Origin of the sequence: Xanthomonas citri pv. citri (assembly GCF_000961215.1) — a bacterium.
GTDB lineage: Bacteria > Pseudomonadota > Gammaproteobacteria > Xanthomonadales > Xanthomonadaceae > Xanthomonas > Xanthomonas cissicola.
This window is the reverse complement of sequence record NZ_CP008998.1, coordinates 455,202-474,806: the sequence shown is the minus strand read 5'-3', so window position 1 is coordinate 474,806 and position 19,605 is coordinate 455,202. Positions and strand designations below refer to the sequence as shown.

General features: G+C 63.5%; 18 protein-coding genes, 1 tRNA gene and 2 pseudogenes. 17 read left to right on the top strand and 4 right to left on the bottom strand.

Translation table 11 applies throughout. The features are described from left to right. Positions 1 to 7: 7 nt before the first annotated feature. The 8 genes from sctQ (at position 8) to AMD14_RS02550 (ending at position 4,741) form a co-directional block, all read left to right on the top strand. Entirely contained in the window at positions 8 to 961 is a 954-nt protein-coding gene (gene sctQ / locus AMD14_RS02585; protein ID WP_033480118.1) for a type III secretion system cytoplasmic ring protein SctQ, read from the top strand. Next, positions 948 to 1,592 (top strand): type III secretion system export apparatus subunit SctR, encoded by a 645-nt coding sequence (gene sctR / locus AMD14_RS02580; RefSeq protein WP_003485742.1) that lies wholly within the window; start codon positions 948 to 950, stop codon positions 1,590 to 1,592. Before sctQ ends, sctR begins: the two co-directional genes overlap by 14 nt. A gap of 4 nt (positions 1,593 to 1,596) precedes the next feature. Beyond that, entirely contained in the window at positions 1,597 to 1,857 is a 261-nt protein-coding gene (gene sctS / locus AMD14_RS02575) for a type III secretion system export apparatus subunit SctS (RefSeq protein WP_002802878.1), read from the top strand. Then, positions 1,854 to 2,669, top strand: coding sequence for a hypothetical protein (locus tag AMD14_RS02570; RefSeq protein ID WP_011050293.1), 816 nt, complete (start codon positions 1,854 to 1,856; stop codon positions 2,667 to 2,669). The genes sctS and AMD14_RS02570 overlap by 4 nt, the downstream gene beginning before the upstream one ends. Further along, positions 2,666 to 3,604: an HrpD5 family protein gene (hrpD5, locus tag AMD14_RS02565; protein WP_011050292.1), complete on the top strand. Its 939-nt coding sequence runs from the start codon at positions 2,666 to 2,668 to the stop codon at positions 3,602 to 3,604. The genes AMD14_RS02570 and hrpD5 overlap by 4 nt, the downstream gene beginning before the upstream one ends. A 9-nt stretch (positions 3,605 to 3,613) precedes the next feature. Next, the gene (gene hrpD6, locus AMD14_RS02560) at positions 3,614 to 3,856 is read left to right on the top strand and encodes an Hrp regulator HrpD6 (RefSeq protein WP_005920045.1); all 243 of its coding nucleotides are present in this window, start codon (positions 3,614 to 3,616) and stop codon (positions 3,854 to 3,856) included. 78 nt (positions 3,857 to 3,934) lie between these two features. Continuing rightward, positions 3,935 to 4,216 carry an HrpE family protein gene (gene hrpE, locus AMD14_RS24500; RefSeq protein ID WP_011050291.1) on the top strand — a complete coding sequence of 94 codons (282 nt, stop codon included), beginning with the start codon at positions 3,935 to 3,937 and terminating at the stop codon, positions 4,214 to 4,216. A 54-nt stretch (positions 4,217 to 4,270) separates the two neighbouring features. Continuing rightward, on the top strand, positions 4,271 to 4,741 hold the full coding sequence (locus tag AMD14_RS02550; protein ID WP_005912720.1) for a CesT family type III secretion system chaperone: 471 nt from the start codon (positions 4,271 to 4,273) through the stop codon (positions 4,739 to 4,741). 600 nt (positions 4,742 to 5,341) lie between these two features. On the opposite strand, the pseudogene AMD14_RS25165 reads toward AMD14_RS02550, so the two are convergent. Together AMD14_RS25165 and AMD14_RS22645 are read right to left on the bottom strand one after the other, a co-directional pair. Further along, positions 5,342 to 6,326, bottom strand: a pseudogene (locus AMD14_RS25165) (hypothetical protein); the annotation flags it as partial. Beyond that, positions 6,326 to 6,475, bottom strand: a pseudogene (locus tag AMD14_RS22645) (HpaI protein); the annotation flags it as partial. The pseudogenes AMD14_RS22645 and AMD14_RS25165, both read right to left, overlap by 1 nt. Before the next feature lie 724 nt (positions 6,476 to 7,199). Here AMD14_RS22645 and AMD14_RS02540 point away from each other — a divergent pair. Beyond that, complete coding sequence (locus tag AMD14_RS02540; RefSeq protein ID WP_015471635.1) at positions 7,200 to 9,593, top strand: HrpF/NolX family T3SS translocon protein; 2,394 nt, start codon at positions 7,200 to 7,202, stop codon at positions 9,591 to 9,593. An 857-nt stretch (positions 9,594 to 10,450) separates the two neighbouring features. Then, the gene (gene xopAE / locus AMD14_RS02535; protein WP_011050288.1) at positions 10,451 to 12,094 is read left to right on the top strand and encodes a type III secretion system effector XopAE; all 1,644 of its coding nucleotides are present in this window, start codon (positions 10,451 to 10,453) and stop codon (positions 12,092 to 12,094) included. A gap of 410 nt (positions 12,095 to 12,504) precedes the next feature. Here xopAE and AMD14_RS02530 read toward each other — a convergent pair. Beyond that, positions 12,505 to 12,581, bottom strand: a tRNA-Arg gene (locus AMD14_RS02530). A 92-nt stretch (positions 12,582 to 12,673) separates the two neighbouring features. Between AMD14_RS02530 and AMD14_RS24490 the strand changes: the two genes are divergently transcribed. Then, the gene (locus tag AMD14_RS24490) at positions 12,674 to 12,871 is read left to right on the top strand and encodes a hypothetical protein (protein ID WP_155400517.1); all 198 of its coding nucleotides are present in this window, start codon (positions 12,674 to 12,676) and stop codon (positions 12,869 to 12,871) included. A gap of 190 nt (positions 12,872 to 13,061) precedes the next feature. Then, on the top strand, positions 13,062 to 13,967 hold the full coding sequence (ubiA, locus tag AMD14_RS02525) for a 4-hydroxybenzoate octaprenyltransferase (RefSeq protein ID WP_011050286.1): 906 nt from the start codon (positions 13,062 to 13,064) through the stop codon (positions 13,965 to 13,967). 250 nt (positions 13,968 to 14,217) lie between these two features. Here the strand turns inward: ubiA and AMD14_RS02520 are convergent, their stop codons facing one another. Then, the gene (locus AMD14_RS02520) at positions 14,218 to 14,943 is read right to left on the bottom strand and encodes a ComF family protein (RefSeq protein ID WP_015471631.1); all 726 of its coding nucleotides are present in this window, start codon (positions 14,941 to 14,943) and stop codon (positions 14,218 to 14,220) included. Between the two features lie 49 nt (positions 14,944 to 14,992). On the opposite strand from AMD14_RS02520, the gene bioB reads away from it, so the two are divergent. The 5 genes from bioB to AMD14_RS02495 all read left to right on the top strand — a co-directional run bounded on the left by bioB (position 14,993) and on the right by AMD14_RS02495 (position 19,579). After that, positions 14,993 to 16,027, top strand: a complete 1,035-nt coding sequence (gene bioB, locus AMD14_RS02515; protein ID WP_011050284.1) for a biotin synthase BioB — start codon at positions 14,993 to 14,995, stop codon at positions 16,025 to 16,027. Next, positions 15,951 to 17,324: an 8-amino-7-oxononanoate synthase gene (gene bioF / locus AMD14_RS02510; RefSeq protein ID WP_171843831.1), complete on the top strand. Its 1,374-nt coding sequence runs from the start codon at positions 15,951 to 15,953 to the stop codon at positions 17,322 to 17,324. Before bioB ends, bioF begins: the two co-directional genes overlap by 77 nt. Before the next feature lie 191 nt (positions 17,325 to 17,515). Further along, the gene (locus AMD14_RS02505; protein ID WP_015471630.1) at positions 17,516 to 17,890 is read left to right on the top strand and encodes a DUF7079 family protein; all 375 of its coding nucleotides are present in this window, start codon (positions 17,516 to 17,518) and stop codon (positions 17,888 to 17,890) included. A 100-nt stretch (positions 17,891 to 17,990) separates the two neighbouring features. Next, the gene (bioH, locus tag AMD14_RS02500) at positions 17,991 to 18,752 is read left to right on the top strand and encodes a pimeloyl-ACP methyl ester esterase BioH (RefSeq protein ID WP_005920037.1); all 762 of its coding nucleotides are present in this window, start codon (positions 17,991 to 17,993) and stop codon (positions 18,750 to 18,752) included. Positions 18,753 to 18,796: 44 nt separating this feature from the next. Next, positions 18,797 to 19,579, top strand: a complete 783-nt coding sequence (locus AMD14_RS02495; protein WP_011050283.1) for an SDR family oxidoreductase — start codon at positions 18,797 to 18,799, stop codon at positions 19,577 to 19,579. The last annotated feature ends 26 nt before the right edge of the window (positions 19,580 to 19,605 follow it).

The window sequence follows — 19,605 nt, the reverse complement described above, 5'->3', positions numbered from 1 at the left end:
TCAGGCGTTGAGGCGCGTTGCGCCCGAGCGCGCACAGCTGAGCAGGGTGTTCGGCGATCCACGCGCCGCACGCCAATGCGGCTTCGCCACGCATCGCCGTCGCATCTCACCGAACGATGCGGCCCGCCTGCGCCTGCAGTTGGACACCGGCCAGATGGATGTGCGGATTGCCGCGCGCGACGGCCTGGCGCTGCTACTGAACGAGGACGACCACGCACTCCGCGTTTCGATCGCGGGGATATTGCTGGCCGATCGCCTCGGCGCTCTTGCGCCGCTGGGCTTGGGCGCTGCCGAGGTCATCGCCTTCGAGCGCGATGCAGAGCCAGACGACTGCCACGGCATCGGCATCACACTGGGCGATCTCGATGCGATTGCGCTGACGGCAAGCGCCCCCCTGCTGGCCACGCTGCGGACCGCAGTTGCCGCCTTGGCGGCGCCCGCGCCACTGCCAGTGTGGCTGGCCGCACTGCGCGTCAACACGCGCCTGCGCATCGGCGAGCGCACCGCATCGGCGGCGCTGCTGCAGTCGCTGCGGCCTGGCGATGTCTTGCTGCATTGCACGGCCTCGGCTGCGGCCACCAGCGGCGAGGTGCTCTGGGGTATCGCCGGGGGCGCGGTCTTGCGCGCTCCGGTACGCCTGAACCTGCAACAGATGATTCTGGAGGCCACCCCCACCATGCAGCACGATACGTTTGAGCCCGAAGTCGCACAGTCCGCCAGCAACGTTGCGGAACTGGAACTGCCGGTGCAGCTGGAAGTGGACCAACTTGCGCTGTCTCTATCGACGTTGTCGGGTTTGCAGCCCGGGCAGATCCTGGAGTTGTCGGTGCCGGTGGATCAAGCCGACATCCGCCTGGTCGTTTACGGCCAGACCATCGGCATCGGCAGGTTAGTGACAGTGGGCGAACATCTTGGCGTGCAGATCCTCAGCATGTCGGAGAGCACGCATGCAGATGCCTGACGTTGGCTCGCTGCTGCTGGTGGTCATCATGCTGGGCCTGCTGCCCTTCGCAGCGATGGTGGTCACCTCCTACACCAAGATCGTGGTGGTGCTCGGTCTGCTGCGCAATGCGATCGGGGTACAGCAGGTGCCGCCGAACATGGTCCTCAATGGCGTTGCGTTGCTGGTGTCGTGCTTTGTGATGGCACCGGTGGGTATGGAGGCGTTCAAGGCCGCGCAGAACTACGGTGCCGGGTCCGATAACAGCCGTGTGGTGGTCCTGCTCGACGCCTGCCGGGAGCCGTTTCGGCAATTCCTCCTCAAACACACACGGGAACGCGAAAAAGCCTTTTTCATGCGTTCCGCACAACAGATCTGGCCCAAGGACAAGGCCGCCACGCTCAAGTCGGACGACCTGCTTGTCTTGGCGCCGGCCTTCACGCTCAGCGAATTGACCGAAGCCTTCCGCATCGGCTTTCTGTTGTATCTGGTGTTTATCGTCATCGACCTGGTGGTGGCCAACGCCCTGATGGCGATGGGCCTTTCGCAGGTCACCCCGACCAATGTGGCGATCCCATTCAAGCTGCTGCTGTTTGTCGCAATGGATGGCTGGTCAATGCTGATTCATGGCCTGGTTCTGAGCTATCGGTGATGCCATGGACCACGACGATCTAGTGCGATTTACCTCCGAAGCGTTGCTGCTCTGCCTCAAGGTCTCCTTGCCGGTGGTCGGTGTCGCTGCGCTGGCCGGGCTGTTGATCGCCTTCATCCAGGCGGTGATGTCGCTGCAGGACGCATCGATTTCGTTCGCGCTCAAGCTGGTGGTGGTGGTGGCCGCCATTGCGGTGACGGCGCCGTGGGGCGCGTCGGCGATCATGCAGTTCGGCCAGGCATTGATGCAGGCGGCGTTCCCATGATCCGTCGCATTTCTCCCGGCACCTTGCCGCCCTCGGTTTCGACCGAGCATGGCACCTCGCATCACCATGCGAACTCCGCAGGCACGGCCGCAGCTTCGCCCACCGACGCTGCAACACACATACCGCGGCTGCGTCCTGCGCCACCGCGCAGGCGACGACGCGGCGTCCGTTCGCTGGACGGCCAGGAAGATGAGCTCGATGCCACCGAGCAGGAAGAGAACGAAGCCAAGCGCGAGTGCATACTGCGCGGGCGGGTGAGCGTGGCCGTCGCTGCGGCCCAAGGGCGTGAGCAGGGCCAGGGCGATCAGCACGGCAGTGGCCGCAACGCGCATGCCGACGATCCGCAGACAGGACCGTGGCAAGCTGGCGCGCCAGCGGCTTTGAGCGACGGCGTCGATGCACGCATCGACGGAATTCTCGATCGCTATGTGATGACCCGCGACGCCGACCCAATGGTCAGGCGACACGCGCTTGCCGCTGCGCTTGTCGAGTTGCGCGCCATCGGCGTTTCGCATCCTGCCATCGCCTCGTTGACCACGACGGTGTGGAGGTTGATGCGCGAGCATTTTCGCTCGTCCGGCAGCGCCACCCCAACAGAAAACCTGCAGGCTTTACGGAAACGTTTGATGGAGCTGATGCCGTCAGAGTTGGAACCGGTGCCGGCGCTACGCAATTTTCACCTATTGCTTCCACTGATACTGCTGAATGCGGAAAAGCCGCGCAGGCAGGTCGATCGTACACACGCCGTCACACGTCTGAACACACTACTGATTGAGCTACCACAACAGGCGGCTCAGGAGGTTCGCCCATGACCATGCAGCTTCGCGTACTGACAGGAACCCATGCAGGCGCACGATTAGATTTGGCACAAGGTCGTTACACCCTGGGGAGCGATCCCCAAACCGATATCCGAATAGACGATTGGCCTGGTTGCTCACTCATTATCGAGGTAGACCAAGATGGTCAGATCCGCTATAGCAGCGACACGGTGCCAGAAACGTCCTTTGTTGCGTTTCAGCCAGTTCGCTTCGGTCCCCTGGTGCTGTGTATTGGCGATGCTGGTGCCGATTGGCCAGACGATGTGGCGCTGCTGGAGCAGCTGCTTTCCCCAGCCCCCACGCCGGCGCCGCGCACGTCCAGGCGCAAAGTCTTGCGTACTGCGGTGGGTGCCATGCTAGCGCTTTCTGCAGCAGCGTTGATCCCCTCGTTGCAACCCGCATTTCTATCCAATGCCGCCACCGGGCAACGTCCAGAAAATGCTGTCAATCAGGCCAAAGCCTTGTTGAAACAGCTCGGTTTTCGCGAAGCGCACGCTGAACGCGTCGGCACGCGCGTGCTGATCGAGGGGCTGGTCCCCAGCAGCGCCGATGCTGCCCGCTTGCGCACGCAGGTGCATCGTTATGATCCAGGCGTTGCCGTCAATGTGGCCGTGGTGGACGAAGTACTGGCGACGCTGCGCGACAGCCTGGCCGATCCCGCGCTCAGCGTCCGTTACAACGGCAATGGCGTTTTCTCGGTTTCCGGCAGCAGCGACAATGCCGAACGTGCAAGCCGCCGCATTGCCGATGTGCGTAGCGACCTGGGCCCTGAAGTGCGTTCGTTACACGTGGAGATCAGCCAGCAAGACCCGTCCGTGAAACCACCGGAGAACTACGACGCGGCATTGCTCGCCGACGGCCTGCATTATGTCGAAACACCGGACGGTACCAAACACATGACATCCCTGCCGCAGCAGGCGGCGCAATGAGAGTCCACTATGTTCGATGCCATGACCGATACGGTCACCCAAGATATGAGCAAGATTTTGCAGACCAAGGCGGCGGATCCTTCTGGCGAGCGGCTGCGCAACCTCGAGGCAGCGCTCGATGCCACCGCGCAACAGATTCGCGTGCGCTGGTCTGCGGCGAGCGACCAGACCTCACGCAACGACTTCAATGCCGTGCATGACGGTATTACTGCAGCACGCAACATCGTCGCGCACATCGCCGGCATGTCGTAAATCGATTTCTTGGTCGCTTCGACCAAGCACAACGCGCCAGCAGGCGCATCACTACATGCAATACGAAGGAGGCTTGGTATGGAATTATTACCGCAAATCAGTTCAATCAAATCGCGTTTTGACCAGGGCACGGACGCCTACACCGGGGGTGTGTCCGGTGGAATCTCTGGTGAGGCTGCACTCACGGGCGCGAACGGGCAGATGAGTTCGTTGATCAGTGACATGAACGCCTCGGACGAGGCCCAGAAGTCCATGAACAACAAGATCACGCAGCTTAAAAATGATCTGGACTTCAACGTGGCGCTGAACAAGTTCATCGGCAAGGCCGGCGACAACGCCAAGCAGCTCGTTGGCCAGTAATCGCCATTGGCATGCGCAGGACTTGTAGGGGGTCCTGCGCATGTACCGCCACTGATGAGCAGCGCGCGATTCGAAACCATCGTTCGACAGATGTGCGAGGCATTGGACCTACCGGATGTGCAGTCTGTGCTCAGCAGGCGTGTGCTTTGGGTAGAAGGGTTTGAGGTCTATCTCCACGAGCCGACGCCACAGCCCGACGACGAGGTGCAAGAACAGGCACTGTATCTGCGCATCTCCTACGGACTGCCACCTGCCGGACGGACATTGACGGTTTACCGGCTGTTATTGGAAGCCAATCTGTCCGTGTACGCGCAAGACCAGGCACAGCTTGGACTCAATGATGCCGGCGTCATCGTCCTGATCGTGCGCGTGCCGCTGGACGATGATGTAGACGGAGCATGGATATGCGATCTGCTTGCCCACTACGCCGAGCACGGCCGTTACTGGAATAACAATATCTTCGTTGCGCACGATGAAATGTTCGAAGGAATCGCGACGGGGAACTATCTGTGGTTGCGCGCCTGATAAAGGCTGGCAAACATCTTGCTGCCAGAGCCAATCATGGCTCCAGCAACGCTGATCGGCCATGGCACGACAAACTGGCTTGGTGCGCAATCTGGACGATCTCACGAATAGCGCCCACTGAATGCTGCAATTGAGCATGTCGAGCGTGACGCGCCTGCATCTTCCCCGGCAGATACTCTGCAGGGAACCATCGCCTCTCTCTCCTGCGCCAAAACATCGGTGCGCCCGCTACCGTAGGAGCAGTGCGTGGTCCGGCAGCTAAGTCCCGCACCTGTCCTGGATCTGTGCAGTGCCAGTCGCCGCGGCGATCTTGCAGGGCAAAGACACGGCGACCTTGCCGGCGAGTTCTCTGTCCAGTTCGAGTTCCGCAGTGGCATCGATGCAGACCGAAGCGACTGCGCAACCGGTTCACAGAGTCAGCGCCTGCCTCCGTGCACTGATCTTCCTGTCACGCTGCTTGGAGGACGAGGTGACGGTATGCCATCTCTACGGGTAGCTGTGCACCTTGCGGCCGCCACCACCAGGCTACAGACGCGATGGCGAATACGTCCGTGGCGGCGGTGTGCGAGGCGCACAAGGATCAACGCATTGGCTGAGCGCTCATGCTCGCCCAGTTTCCCACCGACACAGTTCCTCGCTTTCTTGCAACGCACGCTTGAGCGTTTTCAGCCGCTCATCCAGCGCCTGGGTGAGCGCGTCGCGTGGCAATGCGCTAGACGTTTGCCTCCAATGGTTACGCAGCGCGGTGCGTACGGCCTCGATGGTCGCAATCGAGAGGGACTGCGTGCCGATCTCCATGCGCAATGTCTCCAGGGCCGTACGCAATGCCCGACCGCGCGCCCCAGGCAGGCGCAGCAAGCGTCCCCTCCTCCATGGCACGCGTCTGGGCAGGTGTCGGTCCGGAAAGCGCGACGATCGTCTGGTCGATGGGCTCTGCCAGAGCCTCAAGCGTCTGTGCGATGGTGCGTGGATGCTCGGCTGCAAGCGCGGCACGCGCGTTATCCAGTCGCGTCGCCTGAGCGGTATTGGCACCGTTCCTGGCTTTGAGCGCATTCCAGAACGTATCGTTGAACAGGGTTTGGACGGCCTGCTGCAAGACAACAGGCAAGGAATTGACTGGCTCGCCAGCGACACGGATGTGGCTCCCTCCACGCAACGGTGAGACGATCATGCGCGAGGCCCCAAGCGAGCCGAAGCTGGCAACGACATTGCTCAGCATGTGGCGGGCAAAGAGGTCACGTACCCTCTGGGAGACCACATTGGCGCTGTTGAAACCTTGCTTTGCCAACGCCAGGGCTTCCATCCCGCTTTCCAGCAGATAACGGAGCGGAAAATGGACAGCGTCGGACCATTGTGCGGGCCGACGTGTTTTGTCGGGCAGTGCCAACGAAAGCAGGTTCAAGCGTTGCTCTCCGCCAAGCAGATCCGGCACGCTCATCTGGCCGGTACGCGCCCCGGCTTTGCTCGTCTCAAGCAGTGCCTTTTGCACGATGCCAGCTCCGCCAATGGCGAGCGCACTCAAGCCCAACTGGCCGACAGGCCTCAACAGACCCGCTTCACTGCCGGTCCGCCGAGCGGAATTGAACTATGGACACGGCACAGCATGCCGGCCGGCCCCAGAATGGTTTCGCCTTCGCCGAGCCGCTGCGCAAGCTTGCCCGGCAATCCGAGACATGCGCTCAGGCCGATAAGAAACGCGGTATTCGCTGATTTCCGATTATGCGATTCCAACATAAGAGATACTCCATGAGGGCATTTTCGATACCGCATTCATGCACCAACAGGTAGTGCCAATGCACCAATTGCGCGCGCCAGATTGGCTTGCGCCGCACTTCGCGCCCGAGCGAAGCACAGCGAACCACCAGCGCTGTACACGAAGTTGGGTCACCGCAAATTGGCCGACCAAAACCTGCGCCACACTTTTAGAGCGGACATCGGCGGGACAAGAGCGACCTTGATCCGGTGAATCATCCGGCCCTCTGGCTGCACATACAGGCGACGCAGGGAGGTCTCGCACCCTGGCGGCCTACATGCACACAACGCATGACACAAATACTAACTATCTGCGCACATCATCAACTTCAATTTCAGCGATCTCCATCATCATAATCAGTGCAAATGCCGTCTGGAGCAGCCGGATAATCCGGACAATCCTCATGACATGCATTCTTGGCACTCATCGGTTTGCAACGCCGTATCAACCCGATAGTCATGATGGGACAGGCCACAGCAGGAGCACTCGTCTGTCGGGCAGCTGCGCGCGAACGAGCAGCCCCTGAATAGGGCATCGACGCACCGATTTTTGCGCTTTTTTCGCCAAAATAGTTCGTCGACCAAGGTGCCCATCGCGCAGATTGGCAACATACGGCTACACCGCATGGGCGCACCCGTGCGGCCGTATAAGAGAAAGCTTATACGCAGGTGCTTCTGCCAATTCTGCCATTGCGAGGCCGCCCATATGTCGCTCAATACACTTTCTACCGGGAGCAACCCCAGCCAATTGCTGGGCACTCCTCTAAACGAGTCCGATTCGTCGGAGCTGTTGGGGTCGGATTCGTCCAAGGATGACTCCGATCTGCCGTCGACGATGGACGACATCTTTCTGCTGATCTACCAGCTGCTGGCAGCCCTCCAAACCAACGCGCCAACGAGTACATCAGGCAATGGGTCGGCCGATGCACCAACAAGCGCGCCAAGCGGCGATGCCAGCACCCCGTCTTCTGCATCGGACGATCAAGCCAACCAGCCGATCGAGAAGCGCACCTCGTGGCCATCGCTGGGCTACGACTTCGATCCCAAGGACATCAAGGGTAAGGACGCGCCACCAGCATTGGAGGGCTCAACGGTCACCTGGAACGGTGGCACGCTCACACCATCGGAGCTGCAGATCGTTTCGACCTTGAATGCCCACAAGGATCAGATGCCGCTCGAATACAAGAATCTCGATGACAAGATCAACGACCCTTCCACGCCCGCCGACCTGAAGGCCGCATTGCAGGGACTGAAGCAGGACCCGCGCTTGTTCTTTGCGATCGGTTCGCAGGGAGACGGCAAGTGCGGCGGCAAGATCAAGGCGCAGGATCTCTGGGATTTCTCCGATTCGCATCCGCAGGTCAAGGCGATGGGCGGGAAGAACGACCAGTTCAACCCCAAGGACATCAAGGGATCGACGCCACCTCCCGCCGTCGATGGCTCATCGGTCACCTGGGATGGTGGAACGCTCACCCAGAATGAGCTGGAAATCGTCAGTACGCTCAATCGCCATAAGGATCAGTGCCCACTCAAGTGGTCCGATCTGGATGCAAAGATCAACGACCCGTCGACACCACCGGATCTGAAGAAGGCATTGACGGACTTGCAGTCGGACCCGCGGCTGTTCTTCGCGATCGGCTCGCAAGGTGATGGCAAGTGCGGCGGCAAGATCAAAGACGGCGATCTCGGCAAGTTCGTCTCCCACCATGCGCAGGTCGCCGAGTACGCCGACAAGCAAGCAAAGAACTACACACAGAACTACGTGGCCTCGGACAGCCCGGACAAGACCAAGGCGTCGGTAATGAACGAGAGCGATGCCATGCGTGAGCTGTACCGCTATTCGGACTATCTGCCGGACGATCTGAATCAGGATACCTTCAAGTCTCTGGTGGATGGCGAAAGCAGCACCAAGAAATGTCCGCCGCAGGTCATCGCTGCCGCACAGTATTTTCGTGATCATCCCGACCAGTGGAAAGCGCTGGCAGGAGACTCCGGCTCGATGAGCAAACCGGACTTCCTGCAGAAAGCCAGCTCCGAGATTCACCTGACGGCGGACGAGCAGAAGACGCTGGACACCATCAACAGTCATCAAGACGCTTTTTACGGCGATGGCAAGGAAGTGACCCGCGACAAGCTCGACTCCATTTCCAAGGACGACAAGGCCGACCCCGCGGTGAAAGAGGCCGCGACGCAGTTGTTGAACGATCCGTTGCTGTTCGGGTTGTTGAACAACTCGATCACCGGCTACAAGAAGCCACATCGCTTCTTCGGGGGTGGTCATGTCGTCGACTCGGGCAAGATCAGCCAGGACGATTTCCGGCGGTTCTACGACAACATGAGCGCAGCCAACAAGACCGTGGACAAGCCGGTCACGCACGATGCCAGCTCGGCCGAGCAGCAAAAGGCCGTCTCGGACATGCTGATGGGCAAGGACGATCCGCCCGCGATCAAGAAGCCCAAAAAAGACGTCGGCGTGTTCCAGGAGGGCTTGCACGAGTTCCTCAAGTGGGACAGCAAGATCCTGGACTGGATGTCCGTTGGCCTCAGCGCATTGAATGGGATTCCCATCATCGGCGAAATTACCGATGCGGCGTCGATTGCATTGGAAAGCGAGGCGCAGGCGGCGCAGGTGGTCGACACCGCGATTCAAGGTGGCGACATGTCGCTTGCCTTGAAGCTGGCCGGCATCAATATGGCCGGAGCAGTGGTTGGAGCAGTCGGCGGACCCACGGCCAGAATCGGAGCCAAGGCGGTCGCCAAGGGAGTCGCCGAAGCCGCGGCCAAGGGAACTGCCAAGGGCGTGGCCAAAGGTGCGGGTAGAACGGCGGCCGAACGGCCGAGCGCCGCGGAGTTCGCAAAAGGCTATGTCGGCGGCACTGCCATCAGTAAATCGGTTGAAATTCTCAAGACGCCCGTCTTGGCGGGCTTGCATTACGAAGAATATCGACTGGACAAGCAGAAAGAAGGAGAGATCCACCAGAAGATGGAAAACGCCGGCGGCATCCCGATGGGTAAGCAGATTGTTCCCACGAACGTTGCCAACAATTTCGAGGGAGACCTGCGACAGAACCTGAGGAATATCAGAGTGCGTCGTAGATAACGCGCATGCCACAGCGACATTTGCGTTAGACGTCCTGCAGCCGGCGTTGGTGATCGTGAACGTGGGCGTTGCGGCAACGCCGGTCGATCTGCCACGACGTGCTGCGGGGTCGCGCTGCGATGATGGGTTGCGGTTCGCTTGGCAACCTTCGTATGAACGTGCCTCTAGGTGCCTGGAGGCACGTTCCGGCGCCGCTGCAGCCGTAATGTGCCTGCGGGCGATTAAGTGACGGGATGCCGGAGGCTGTCCCGGGAGCATCAACATGCTTGCAATGAAGACGGTCGACACGCGTGGATCCTGAGTCGCGAACGATGTGGCGCACCACCTGATCGGTCCCCTGTTGCCCTCGTGTGTTTCACGCTGAAAACCGATTAAATCGAACCTCGAACCATTCACCGCGTTCGGTGAGCAGATACGCAGCACAGCTGCGCCCGTGGACACAAGCGTCTGATTCGCCAGGCGATACAACCTCTTCGCTTTGGTGCAGTGATGACAGTCGCATCGCAGTAGCCTGCATTCCGCAAACGCTGCAGCCAGCCGACTACGCAGGAGATACCTCCATGTTCAATATAAATCGCTTACTGCGCTCTCGTCCGCGAACGGACACTGCCGATCAAGCACCGGCTGAAGACAGGCCTTCACATCAGCCTTCGGCCGCAGAGGGCTTGCTGAGCCCTCTGCTCGCGCGGCCACGGCGGCGCGAAAGCGCGGCGGCGCCTAGAAACGCGGGGCAAAGGAGCCCTTTCCGATCGCCTCTGCGTGCGTCGGGCCAGCCGGCTGCACTCGCGGGAGCCTCTTCTGCGCCACCGCGCAGCATCGAGCACGACATCGACGATTGGCTTGCGCAAAGCCTACCGATGGCAGAGAGGGTTCGAACGGGCTACAACCTGCACGACGGGCAGAGAGATACGTCGCGGGAAGTACTGCAAAGCGTCGCAGATGCAATCCGCCGTGCAGCGACTCGCCATAGCACCGAGCTTGTCCTCGACTACGGCCTGCCTGCCACGACGCTGCCTGACGCGATCGGCCGGCTCGACGCGCTACAGAAATTGACGCTGCTCCATACCGGGCTCCAATCGCTGCCAGACAGCCTGGGGCAGCTGCACCAGCTCCGCCATTTGCAGATCGCTGGCGCGCTGGGCCTGAAAACGCTGCCACCCTCGTTGACGCGCCTGTCCAATCTCAGAACCCTTCAATTGACGATGATCCCGTTGGACGAATTGCCCGTAGGCATTGGCCGCATGCAGGGTCTGCGCAGCCTCACGCTAGGTGGCGGGCACTATGCGCGTCTGCCGGCCAGCATCGTTGAACTGAGCGGATTGACCGAGTTGCGCATGCCGCACTCTTCGCATTTTCGCGAGTTACCTGAGAACATCGGCCTCATGCAGGGGCTCAGGTCGCTGGAGGTGGCATCGAATTCCGAGCTAGAGCAGCTTCCTGGCAGCCTCACCCAGCTGCATCGGCTGGAAAAACTCACCCTGTCGTCCAACCGCCGGCTGGCGCATTTGCCTGAAGACATCGGCCAACTGCGCGGCTTGACGGAACTCTCGCTCAAAAATTGCGCTGCGCTGCGGCAGCTGCCCGACAGCGTGGGGGATCTGGCCCAGCTGCAACTGCTGGACCTGCGCGGCACCGGCCTGCAGACCCTTCCACAGTCGCTGGCACGACTGCCCGCTCAATGCGATATCAAGGTACCGGATCATCTGGCAGGCCAATTGCTGCAAATCCGCGACCCGGAGCGCGCTGCGCGCGAGCCACAGCGCGCGGCACAGCGACTGGCCGAGAGAAGGCGGCGCGCGCCCGTGCCGGCGGCGCAGCAGGCCGGGGCATCGTGGAACCGCATGCCCGAGTTCGCGCGCGTGCTGCGCACTGTCGATGCCGACCTGGGCGAGCGTTTTGACAAGTGGACGCAAGGCTTGGCGCAAACTGCCAGGATCTCCGGCGCATCCATCACGCCGGCCGACATGCCCCTGCTGGACCAGGTGGTGACCGAGGCCATTCGCTCACCCGAATTCCGCAGCAGCTTCGGCCAATTTTTGAGCGACCACACCCTCAAGACGCTCAACATGGATGGCATGACGCAGGTGGGCGGTTTCGGGCCCGCCGTGCGAGGAGACGTCAAAACCGCGTTTGCCGAGATGCTCAAGCACAAGCTCATGCACACGCAGGACCACCAGACTGCACTGGGCCTGCTGCAGGACGCCCTGCAAAATCCAGACTTGGGGCTTTCCAGGGAGATGCTGCTGCGCAGCAGGAATGAACTCACCGGGCGTGTGGAGATGTGGCCGCCATTGAAGGCCTATATTTCCATGCACGATGTGGAGGGACAAGCGGCGCAGGATGCGGCGATCACGTGGACGATGGCGCAGTTCGAAGAAGCGCAGCAGGGTGGCATCGGGGACGCAGAGGCCAAGCAGGAGTCCGAACGTGCGCAGGCCAACGCGAACCGCTTCATCGAGCAGCGGGCCCGTGTACTGCTCAGGGAATGGGACATCCGTTAGGCCCTGGAGACCGGTGATATCGCGCCCGGCACTTTAAACGGCAGGCATGCTGGCGATGTTGATCGCAGAGCTCGGCGGGTGTTTGCCCGCCGAGCCCATGCAGTCTTTATTGGATGCCGGCAACCAGCCAAGCGTCGGCCGGTCTGTTTGATCGCTTCGCTCACGCCGCGGAACCCGTGCATATCCAGAACGCCGCGTTGTTCGCTGTCGTTGAAGCGTTCCATGAAGCCGCTTGACTGCATGGGACATCTATCCGCTGCGCGTCTGCGTTGAGGGCTGGTGCTCCCATCTGTGGCCCGACCAGTCCGGATGCCAATGGATCCGGATAGACCTTTCGATGTACAGACAACAAAAAGCCCCCGATCTCTCGAGGGCTTTTGTTCATCCCAGGACACGCCTGGAACGGAATTTGGTGCGCCCGGAGGGATTCGAACCCCCGACCAATGGCTTCGGAAGCCACTACTCTATCCGGCTGAGCTACGAGCGCCTGGCCGCACATTATGCCAGAACAGCCGGCATGCGCGTGATGGGGCCGGGCGGCGCAGGACCTGGGCGAGCCACGGCGTCACTGGAGACGTCATGACACCGGCCTCTCGGCCCGGGCAGTCGGTAGGTCGCAACCCGATGCCCAGGTTCGAGCGCACCGGACCCAGGCCGTGCAACGGTGTCGCCGTCTCAAGCGGCAGTCTGCAGAACGCAAGCCCGCTCAACGTCACCAGCCTGACCGTGCGGTTGAGCACGCACCCGAGCGCGGTCACTGCCGAGCTTGCGTTGTAGCCGCATACCCGCCGCACGCCTGACTGCGCCAACGTCCGGCTTAGCCGCTTGCGACCACGTCGTTCAGGCCAGCCGCACCCGTGAACAGCCTGCCATCGCGGACGCAGGGCTTTCCCAGAATTGCCGCCCGGGCAGCGCCCACCTCGCGCCCACATGACCACGGCCAAGCCGCGCTGCTACCCTTTGCAGCATGAGCAAGCATGGTGTCGAACAACTGCCCGCAGCGCGCGCGCTGACGTGGCCGCAGCGATTGGGCCAGTACTGGAAGCTGGTCCGTGGCGACCGCCCGATCGGAAGCCTGCTGCTGCTCTGGCCCACCTGGTGGGCGTTGTGGCTGGCCGCCGACGGCCTGCCGCCGCTGTGGACGCTCTTCGTGTTCACCGCCGGGGTGTGGCTGACCCGCTCGGCCGGTTGCGTGATCAACGATTACGCCGACCGCTGGCTGGATCCGCACGTGGAGCGCACCAAATCGCGTCCGCTGGCCACCGGCGCGGTCTCCGGGCGCGAGGCATTATGGGTATTCGTGGCGCTGATGCTGGTGGCCTTCGCGCTGGTGCTCACGCTCAACTGGCTGACCGTGATGCTGAGCGTGCCCGGCGTCTTCCTGGCCGCCAGCTACCCCTATCTCAAGCGCCATACCCACCTGCCGCAGGTCTATCTGGGCATGGCGTTCGGCTGGGGCATCCCGATGGCCTTCGCCGCCGTGCAAGGCAGCGTGCCGTTGCTGGGCTGGCTGCTGTATGCCGCCAACATCCTGTGGGCCACCGCCTACGACACCTGGTACGCCATGGTCGACCGCGACGACGATATCCGCATGGGCAGCAAGTCCACCGCCATCCTGTTCGGCAGATTCGATCTGATCGCGCAAGGCATCCTGTATGCGCTGATGGCCGCGACGCTGGTAATGGTCGGCCTGCGCGCTGATCTCGGCGCTGCGTACTGGGCCGGCCTGGGCGCTGCAGCGCTGCTGGTCGCCTACGAATTCCGCATCGCCCGCCACCGCGAGCGCGGCCCCTGCTTCCGCGCCTTCCTGCACAACAACTGGGTTGGCCTGGCGATCTTCGTCGGCATCGCAGTGGCGGTGGCAGGGCGTTAGATGCGGGATCGGGGATTGGGGATGGGAAATTCGTCGATTGAAGGTCAGATCTTGAAATTGCGAGCAAGGATTCAAGCCCGCCACCAGCTTCAACTGCTCTATTCCTCAATCTCTTCTGGCCATCCACCCGCCGAAGCCGCATCGCTATCCATCGCGCTGTGCCGTCGGACAAAGAGCCCGTCTCCTGCGGGAGAGAGGCTGGGGTGAGGGTGCGGGCGAAGCCTCGCGCACCCGGCGGCCGCCGGCTAGATCACGGCACCCGCGCGCAGACCCAGGCATCCACCCGTTGAACACCCGCCTTGCGCAAGGCCTTGGCCGCGGCGTGGAGCGTCGCGCCGGTCGTCATCACGTCGTCCACCAAGGCCACATGCGCCGGCAAGGCGCCGCGGACCTCGAACGCATCGCGCAGATTGCGCTGCCGCTCGGCCGCATCCAGTTCGGATTGCGGTGCGGTCGCGCGAACCCGGCGCAGCAACGGCTGGCACGGCAGCTGCAGCGCGCGGCCCAGCGGTCGGGCCAGCTCCAGCGCCTGGTCGTAACCGCGCTGGCGCAGGCGCTGCCGGTGCAGGCTTACCGGCACCAATGCCTGCGGGCGCGGCAGCCCCACGCAGCGCCGGGCCATCAGTTCGCTCAGCAGGCGGCCGGCCGCCAGGTCCTGATGGAACTTGAACCGCCGCAGCAGCCCATCCACCGGCCAGCGATAGGTAAAACAGGCATGCACCCGCTGCAGCGCTGGTGGGTGCTGCAGGCACTGCCCGCACAGCACCACCGCGTCGGAGGCGAACAGCTGCGTGGCGCAGCACAGGCAGGCGTGGCCATGATCGGGCAAGGCGGCGCGACATGCAGGGCATAGATCGCCGTCCGGCGTGCCGGCCTCCGCGCAGACCAGGCACAGGCTCGGCAGCAACAGTCGCAGCACCCGCTGCGGCCATCTGTAAACCGATCGGACCTGATTGAAGTTGACAGTCTCTTGCATGCTCACCAGACTGCCTGGCTTCCAAGCCGCTGACTGTCAGGAAACTCCGATGTCTGTTGTCCTCCGCCATGACTGGGATCGCAAAGAGCTGCAGGCGCTGTTCGATCTGCCGTTTCCGGAGTTGCTGCACCGCGCGGCCAGCGTGCATCGCGCGCACTTCGATCCGGCGCAAGTGCAGGTGTCCACCTTGCTCTCGGTCAAGACCGGCGGCTGCCCGGAAGACTGCGCGTATTGCCCGCAGGCGCAGCGCTACGACACAGGCGTGAGCGCGCAGAAGCTCATGGAGACCGAAGAGGTCGTCGCCAAGGCGCGCCAGGCCAAGGCCGCCGGCGCCTCGCGCTTCTGCATGGGCGCCGCCTGGCGCTCGCCCAAGGAGCGCGACATTCCCAAGGTGGCCGCCATGATCCGCGAGGTGAAGGCCATGGGCCTGGAAACCTGCGCCACGCTCGGCATGCTCGACGCCGGCCAGGCGCGTGCGCTCAAGGACGCTGGGCTGGACTACTACAACCACAATCTGGACACCGCGCCGGATTACTACGACTCGATCATCCACACCCGCCAGTACCAAGACCGCCTGAACACGCTGGAGCATGTGCGCGATGTCGGCCTGAAGACCTGCTGCGGCGGCATCGTCGGCATGGGCGAAACCCGCGAACACCGCATCGGTCTGCTGCTGGCGCTGGCCACGCTGCCGGCGCATCCGGATTCGGTGCCGATCAACCAGCTGGTGCAGGTACCCGGTACTCCGCTGCACGGCACCCAGCAGCTGGATCCGTTCGAGTTCGTGCGCATGATCGCCGTTGCCCGTATCGCCATGCCGAAATCGATGGTGCGCCTGTCCGCCGGCCGCGAGACGATGAGCGACGAACTGCAGGCGCTGTGCTTCCTGGCCGGTGCCAATTCGATTTTCTACGGCGAAAAACTGCTCACCACCGGCAACCCGGACACCGAGCGCGACCAGGCCCTGTTCCAGCGCCTGGGCCTGCGCCCGATGCAGGTCACCGTCGATGCGGCCGAGCACGATCACCCCGGCACCGTCCATGCGGAGATCACCCGTAGCGCGGCCTGCGAGCACGCCGCCTGACCCGGCACCGGGCACCGGTCGTCGGTGGCGGCTGGGCGCCCTGAGCCCGGCACGCTACGCTAGCCGGCCTTCCCTGCCGTTGAACGCCCCCATGGCTCGCCCCGATCTGCACGAACGGATTTCGTCGCTGCGTAAATTGCGTGTGGCCCAGGAACGGGTGCGGGTGCGACGGCAGGTGGGCCGGCGCGATGGCGTGCGGCTGGAGATCGACGGCCGTTGGCTGACCGGTTTCTGTTCCAACGACTACCTGGGCTTGTCGCAACAGTTCGAAGTGGTCGCCGCGCTGCAGGATGCCGCTGCCCGCGATGGTGCCGGCGCCACCGCCTCGCATCTGATCTGCGGGCACCACACCGCGCACGAAACATTGGAACGCGAAATCGCCGAATGGCTGGGCTATCCGTCGGCGTTGCTGTTCGGCAGCGGCTTCATCGCCAACCTGGCCGTGCAACAGGCGTTGCTCAGCGAAGAAGACGATGTCTGCGTGCAGGACCGGCTCAATCACGCCAGCCTGCTCGATGCCACGCGGCTGGCCGGTTGCCGGTTGCGGCGCTATCCGCACCTGGATGTGGAAGGCGCGATGCGCCAGCTCAAGGGCGCGCCCGAAGGCGCGGCGATGCTGGCCACAGACGGCGTTTTCAGCATGGACGGCGATGTCGCGCCGCTGCGCGCCTTGAGCCTGGTGGCACGCATGCAGCAAGCGCTGTTCTATGTGGACGACGCGCACGGTGTTGGCGTGCTCGGTCCGCAAGGGCGCGGTTGCGTCGCCGATGCCGGGTTGGGCGTGGCCGAAGTGCCGTTGCAGTTGGTCACCCTGGGCAAGGCGCTCGGTGGCTACGGCGCGGTGGTGGTGGGCGAAGAGGCGTTGGTGCGCCATCTGGCCGAAACTGCGCGCCCCTACATCTACACCACCGCATTGCCGCCGGCGCAGGTCGCGGCCACCCTGGCGGCCGTGCGCCTGGCGCGTCGCGACGATTGGCGGCGTGCGCGCCTGGTCGAATTGATCGGTGCGTTCCGCGATGGCGCGCGCAAGCACGGCTTCGAACTGATGGCCTCCGACACGCCGATCCAGCCACTGCTATGCGGCGAGGAAGCAACCGTGATGGCGATGTCGGCTGCGCTCGAACACGCAGGTTTCATGGTTGGTGCCATTCGTCCGCCCACCGTGCCCGAAGGCAAGGCGCGCTTGCGCGTCACCTTGTCTGCGCTGCATACGCAGCAGCAGGTGCAGGCACTGATCGAGGCCATCGTGCAGGCGCGCGATGTGGTCAGTCGGCAGCCGCTGCGTGCCTCTGCCTGAGGCGAGTGGCAGCGCGTGGCTGGCCTGCACGCAGACACGCGCGGGCCACTCAGCCAATGCAGCGATCGCACGACGCACCTGCGTGGCAGGCGACCACGGCGCGCTGACCGTGCATTGGGCGATGGTTTGCCTGCATTGGACCAGCCGTGCAACCGGTGCGTGCCGGTATCCGATCGCACCCCGGCACTGACATGTCACGCGCGACACCAGGCACAGCCACGGCGGCGCAACGTCGCGTGTGGGAAGCGTTGTCGCGGCTGTACCTGGACAGCGACAGTTGCGACGACGACGGCATCGCACGCGTCCTGGCTGCCTCGCCCTTCGCCCTGGAACAGTTGCGCACGATGTTGTTGTACGAGGTGCACCCGGTGCTGATCGGCAATCTGCGCAGCGTGGCCGGCGTCTGGGACGGCTTCGATCCCGACTGGCTGGCGGCGGCGATCCAGGCGCGGCGCGCACGGCGCCGGCACTGGCCGGCGCGCTGGCGCTGGTGCGGCCATGCGCGTGCGCAGTGGGCGTTGCTGGCCCCGAGAATCCTCGCACTGCGTGCAGCCGCCACGCATTGACGCCAGGACCCTGCACCCAACATCGGATCTGTGTGCCTCCAATCACCAGCGCGTATCCCGCGATGCGTGCCGGCACGCCACAATCGGCGACAATGCGCGCATGCATATCGATGTCATCGGCCACGGGCCTGCGCTGGTTCTCCTGCACGGTTGGGCACTGCACGGCGGCGTGTTCGCACCGCTGGTGGAGCGCCTGGCGCCGCACTATCAATTGCATCTGGTCGACCTGCCCGGGCACGGCTTCAGTCGCGACGACAGCACACCGCTGGCCTTGCCCTATGTGGTTGCAGAAATTGCGGCCGCCACACCGCCGGCGGTATGGCTGGGCTGGTCGCTGGGCGGGCTGTTTGCGCTGCATGCGGCCGCCACCCTGCCGCAGGTGCGTGGGTTGGCGATGATTGCCGCCACGCCGCGTTTCGTGCGTGGCAGCGATTGGCCGAGTGCCGTCCAGCGCGAGGTGTTCGTGCAATTCGGCGTGGAGTTGTCGCGCGACTATCGCGGCACGCTGGAGCGTTTTCTTGCGCTGGACACGCTCGGCTCGGCGCATGCACGCAGCGAACTGCGCAGCCTGCGCGAGACGCTGACCGCGCGCGGCGAACCGGCACCGGAAGCGTTGCAGCAAGGGCTCACCCTGCTCGAACGCACCGATCTGCGCCGCACCGTGCCGCAGCTCGCACGCCCCAGCCTGTGGATCGCCGGGCAACGCGATCGCCTGGTGCCTGCCGCCGGCATGCATGCCGCCGCCGCGCTCAGCCCGCACGCGCAGGCGCTCACCATTGCCGGCGGTGGTCACGCGCCGTTTCTTGGTCATGCAGATCAGGTGAGCGAGGCACTGCAACGCTTCGTTGCGTCCGTGCCATGAGCCGATCGTCGATCATGCGACATCGCTGATCGAGGGACACTCGCATGGATCTGGGAATCGCTGGCCGCTGGGCGTTGGTCTGCGCCGCAAGCAAAGGGCTGGGTCTGGGCTGCGCACGTGCATTGGCCGGCGAAGGCGGCAATGTGGTGATCGCCGCGCGCGGCCGTGAGGCACTGGAGCACGCCGCCGATGCCTTGCGCGCATTGCCCGGCTCTGGCGAAGTGCGCTGCGTGGTTGCCGATATCGCCACGCCGGAAGGGCGCAGCGCCGCACTCGCGGCCTGCCCGCAGGTCGACATCCTGATCAACAACGCGGGCGGCCCGCCGCCAGGCGATTTCCGCCAGTGGGAACGCGCCGACTGGTTGCGCGCGCTGGACGCCAACATGCTGGCGCCGATCGAACTGATCCGCGCCACCGTCGATGGCATGCGCGCACGCCGCTTCGGCCGCATCGTCAACATCACCTCCAGCGCGGTGAAGGCGCCGATCGACATCCTTGGCCTGTCCAATGGCGCGCGCGCCGGCCTCACCGGCTTCGTCGCCGGGCTTGCGCGCAGCACCGTGGCCGACAACGTCACCATCAACAACCTGTTGCCTGGGCAGTTCGCCACCGACCGCCTGCGCGGCAACTTCGCCGCCATCGCGCAGCAACAGGGCAGCAGTGCCGACGAAGTCGCCGAACGCAAGCGTGCGGGCATTCCAGCGGCGCGTTTTGGCGAGCCGGACGAGTTCGGCGCGGCTTGCGCCTTTCTGTGCAGCGCGCAGGCCGGCTATATCACCGGACAGAATCTGTTGATCGATGGCGGCAGCTATCCCGGCACGTTCTAGCGTGGCGTCGTCGCGCACCACGCATC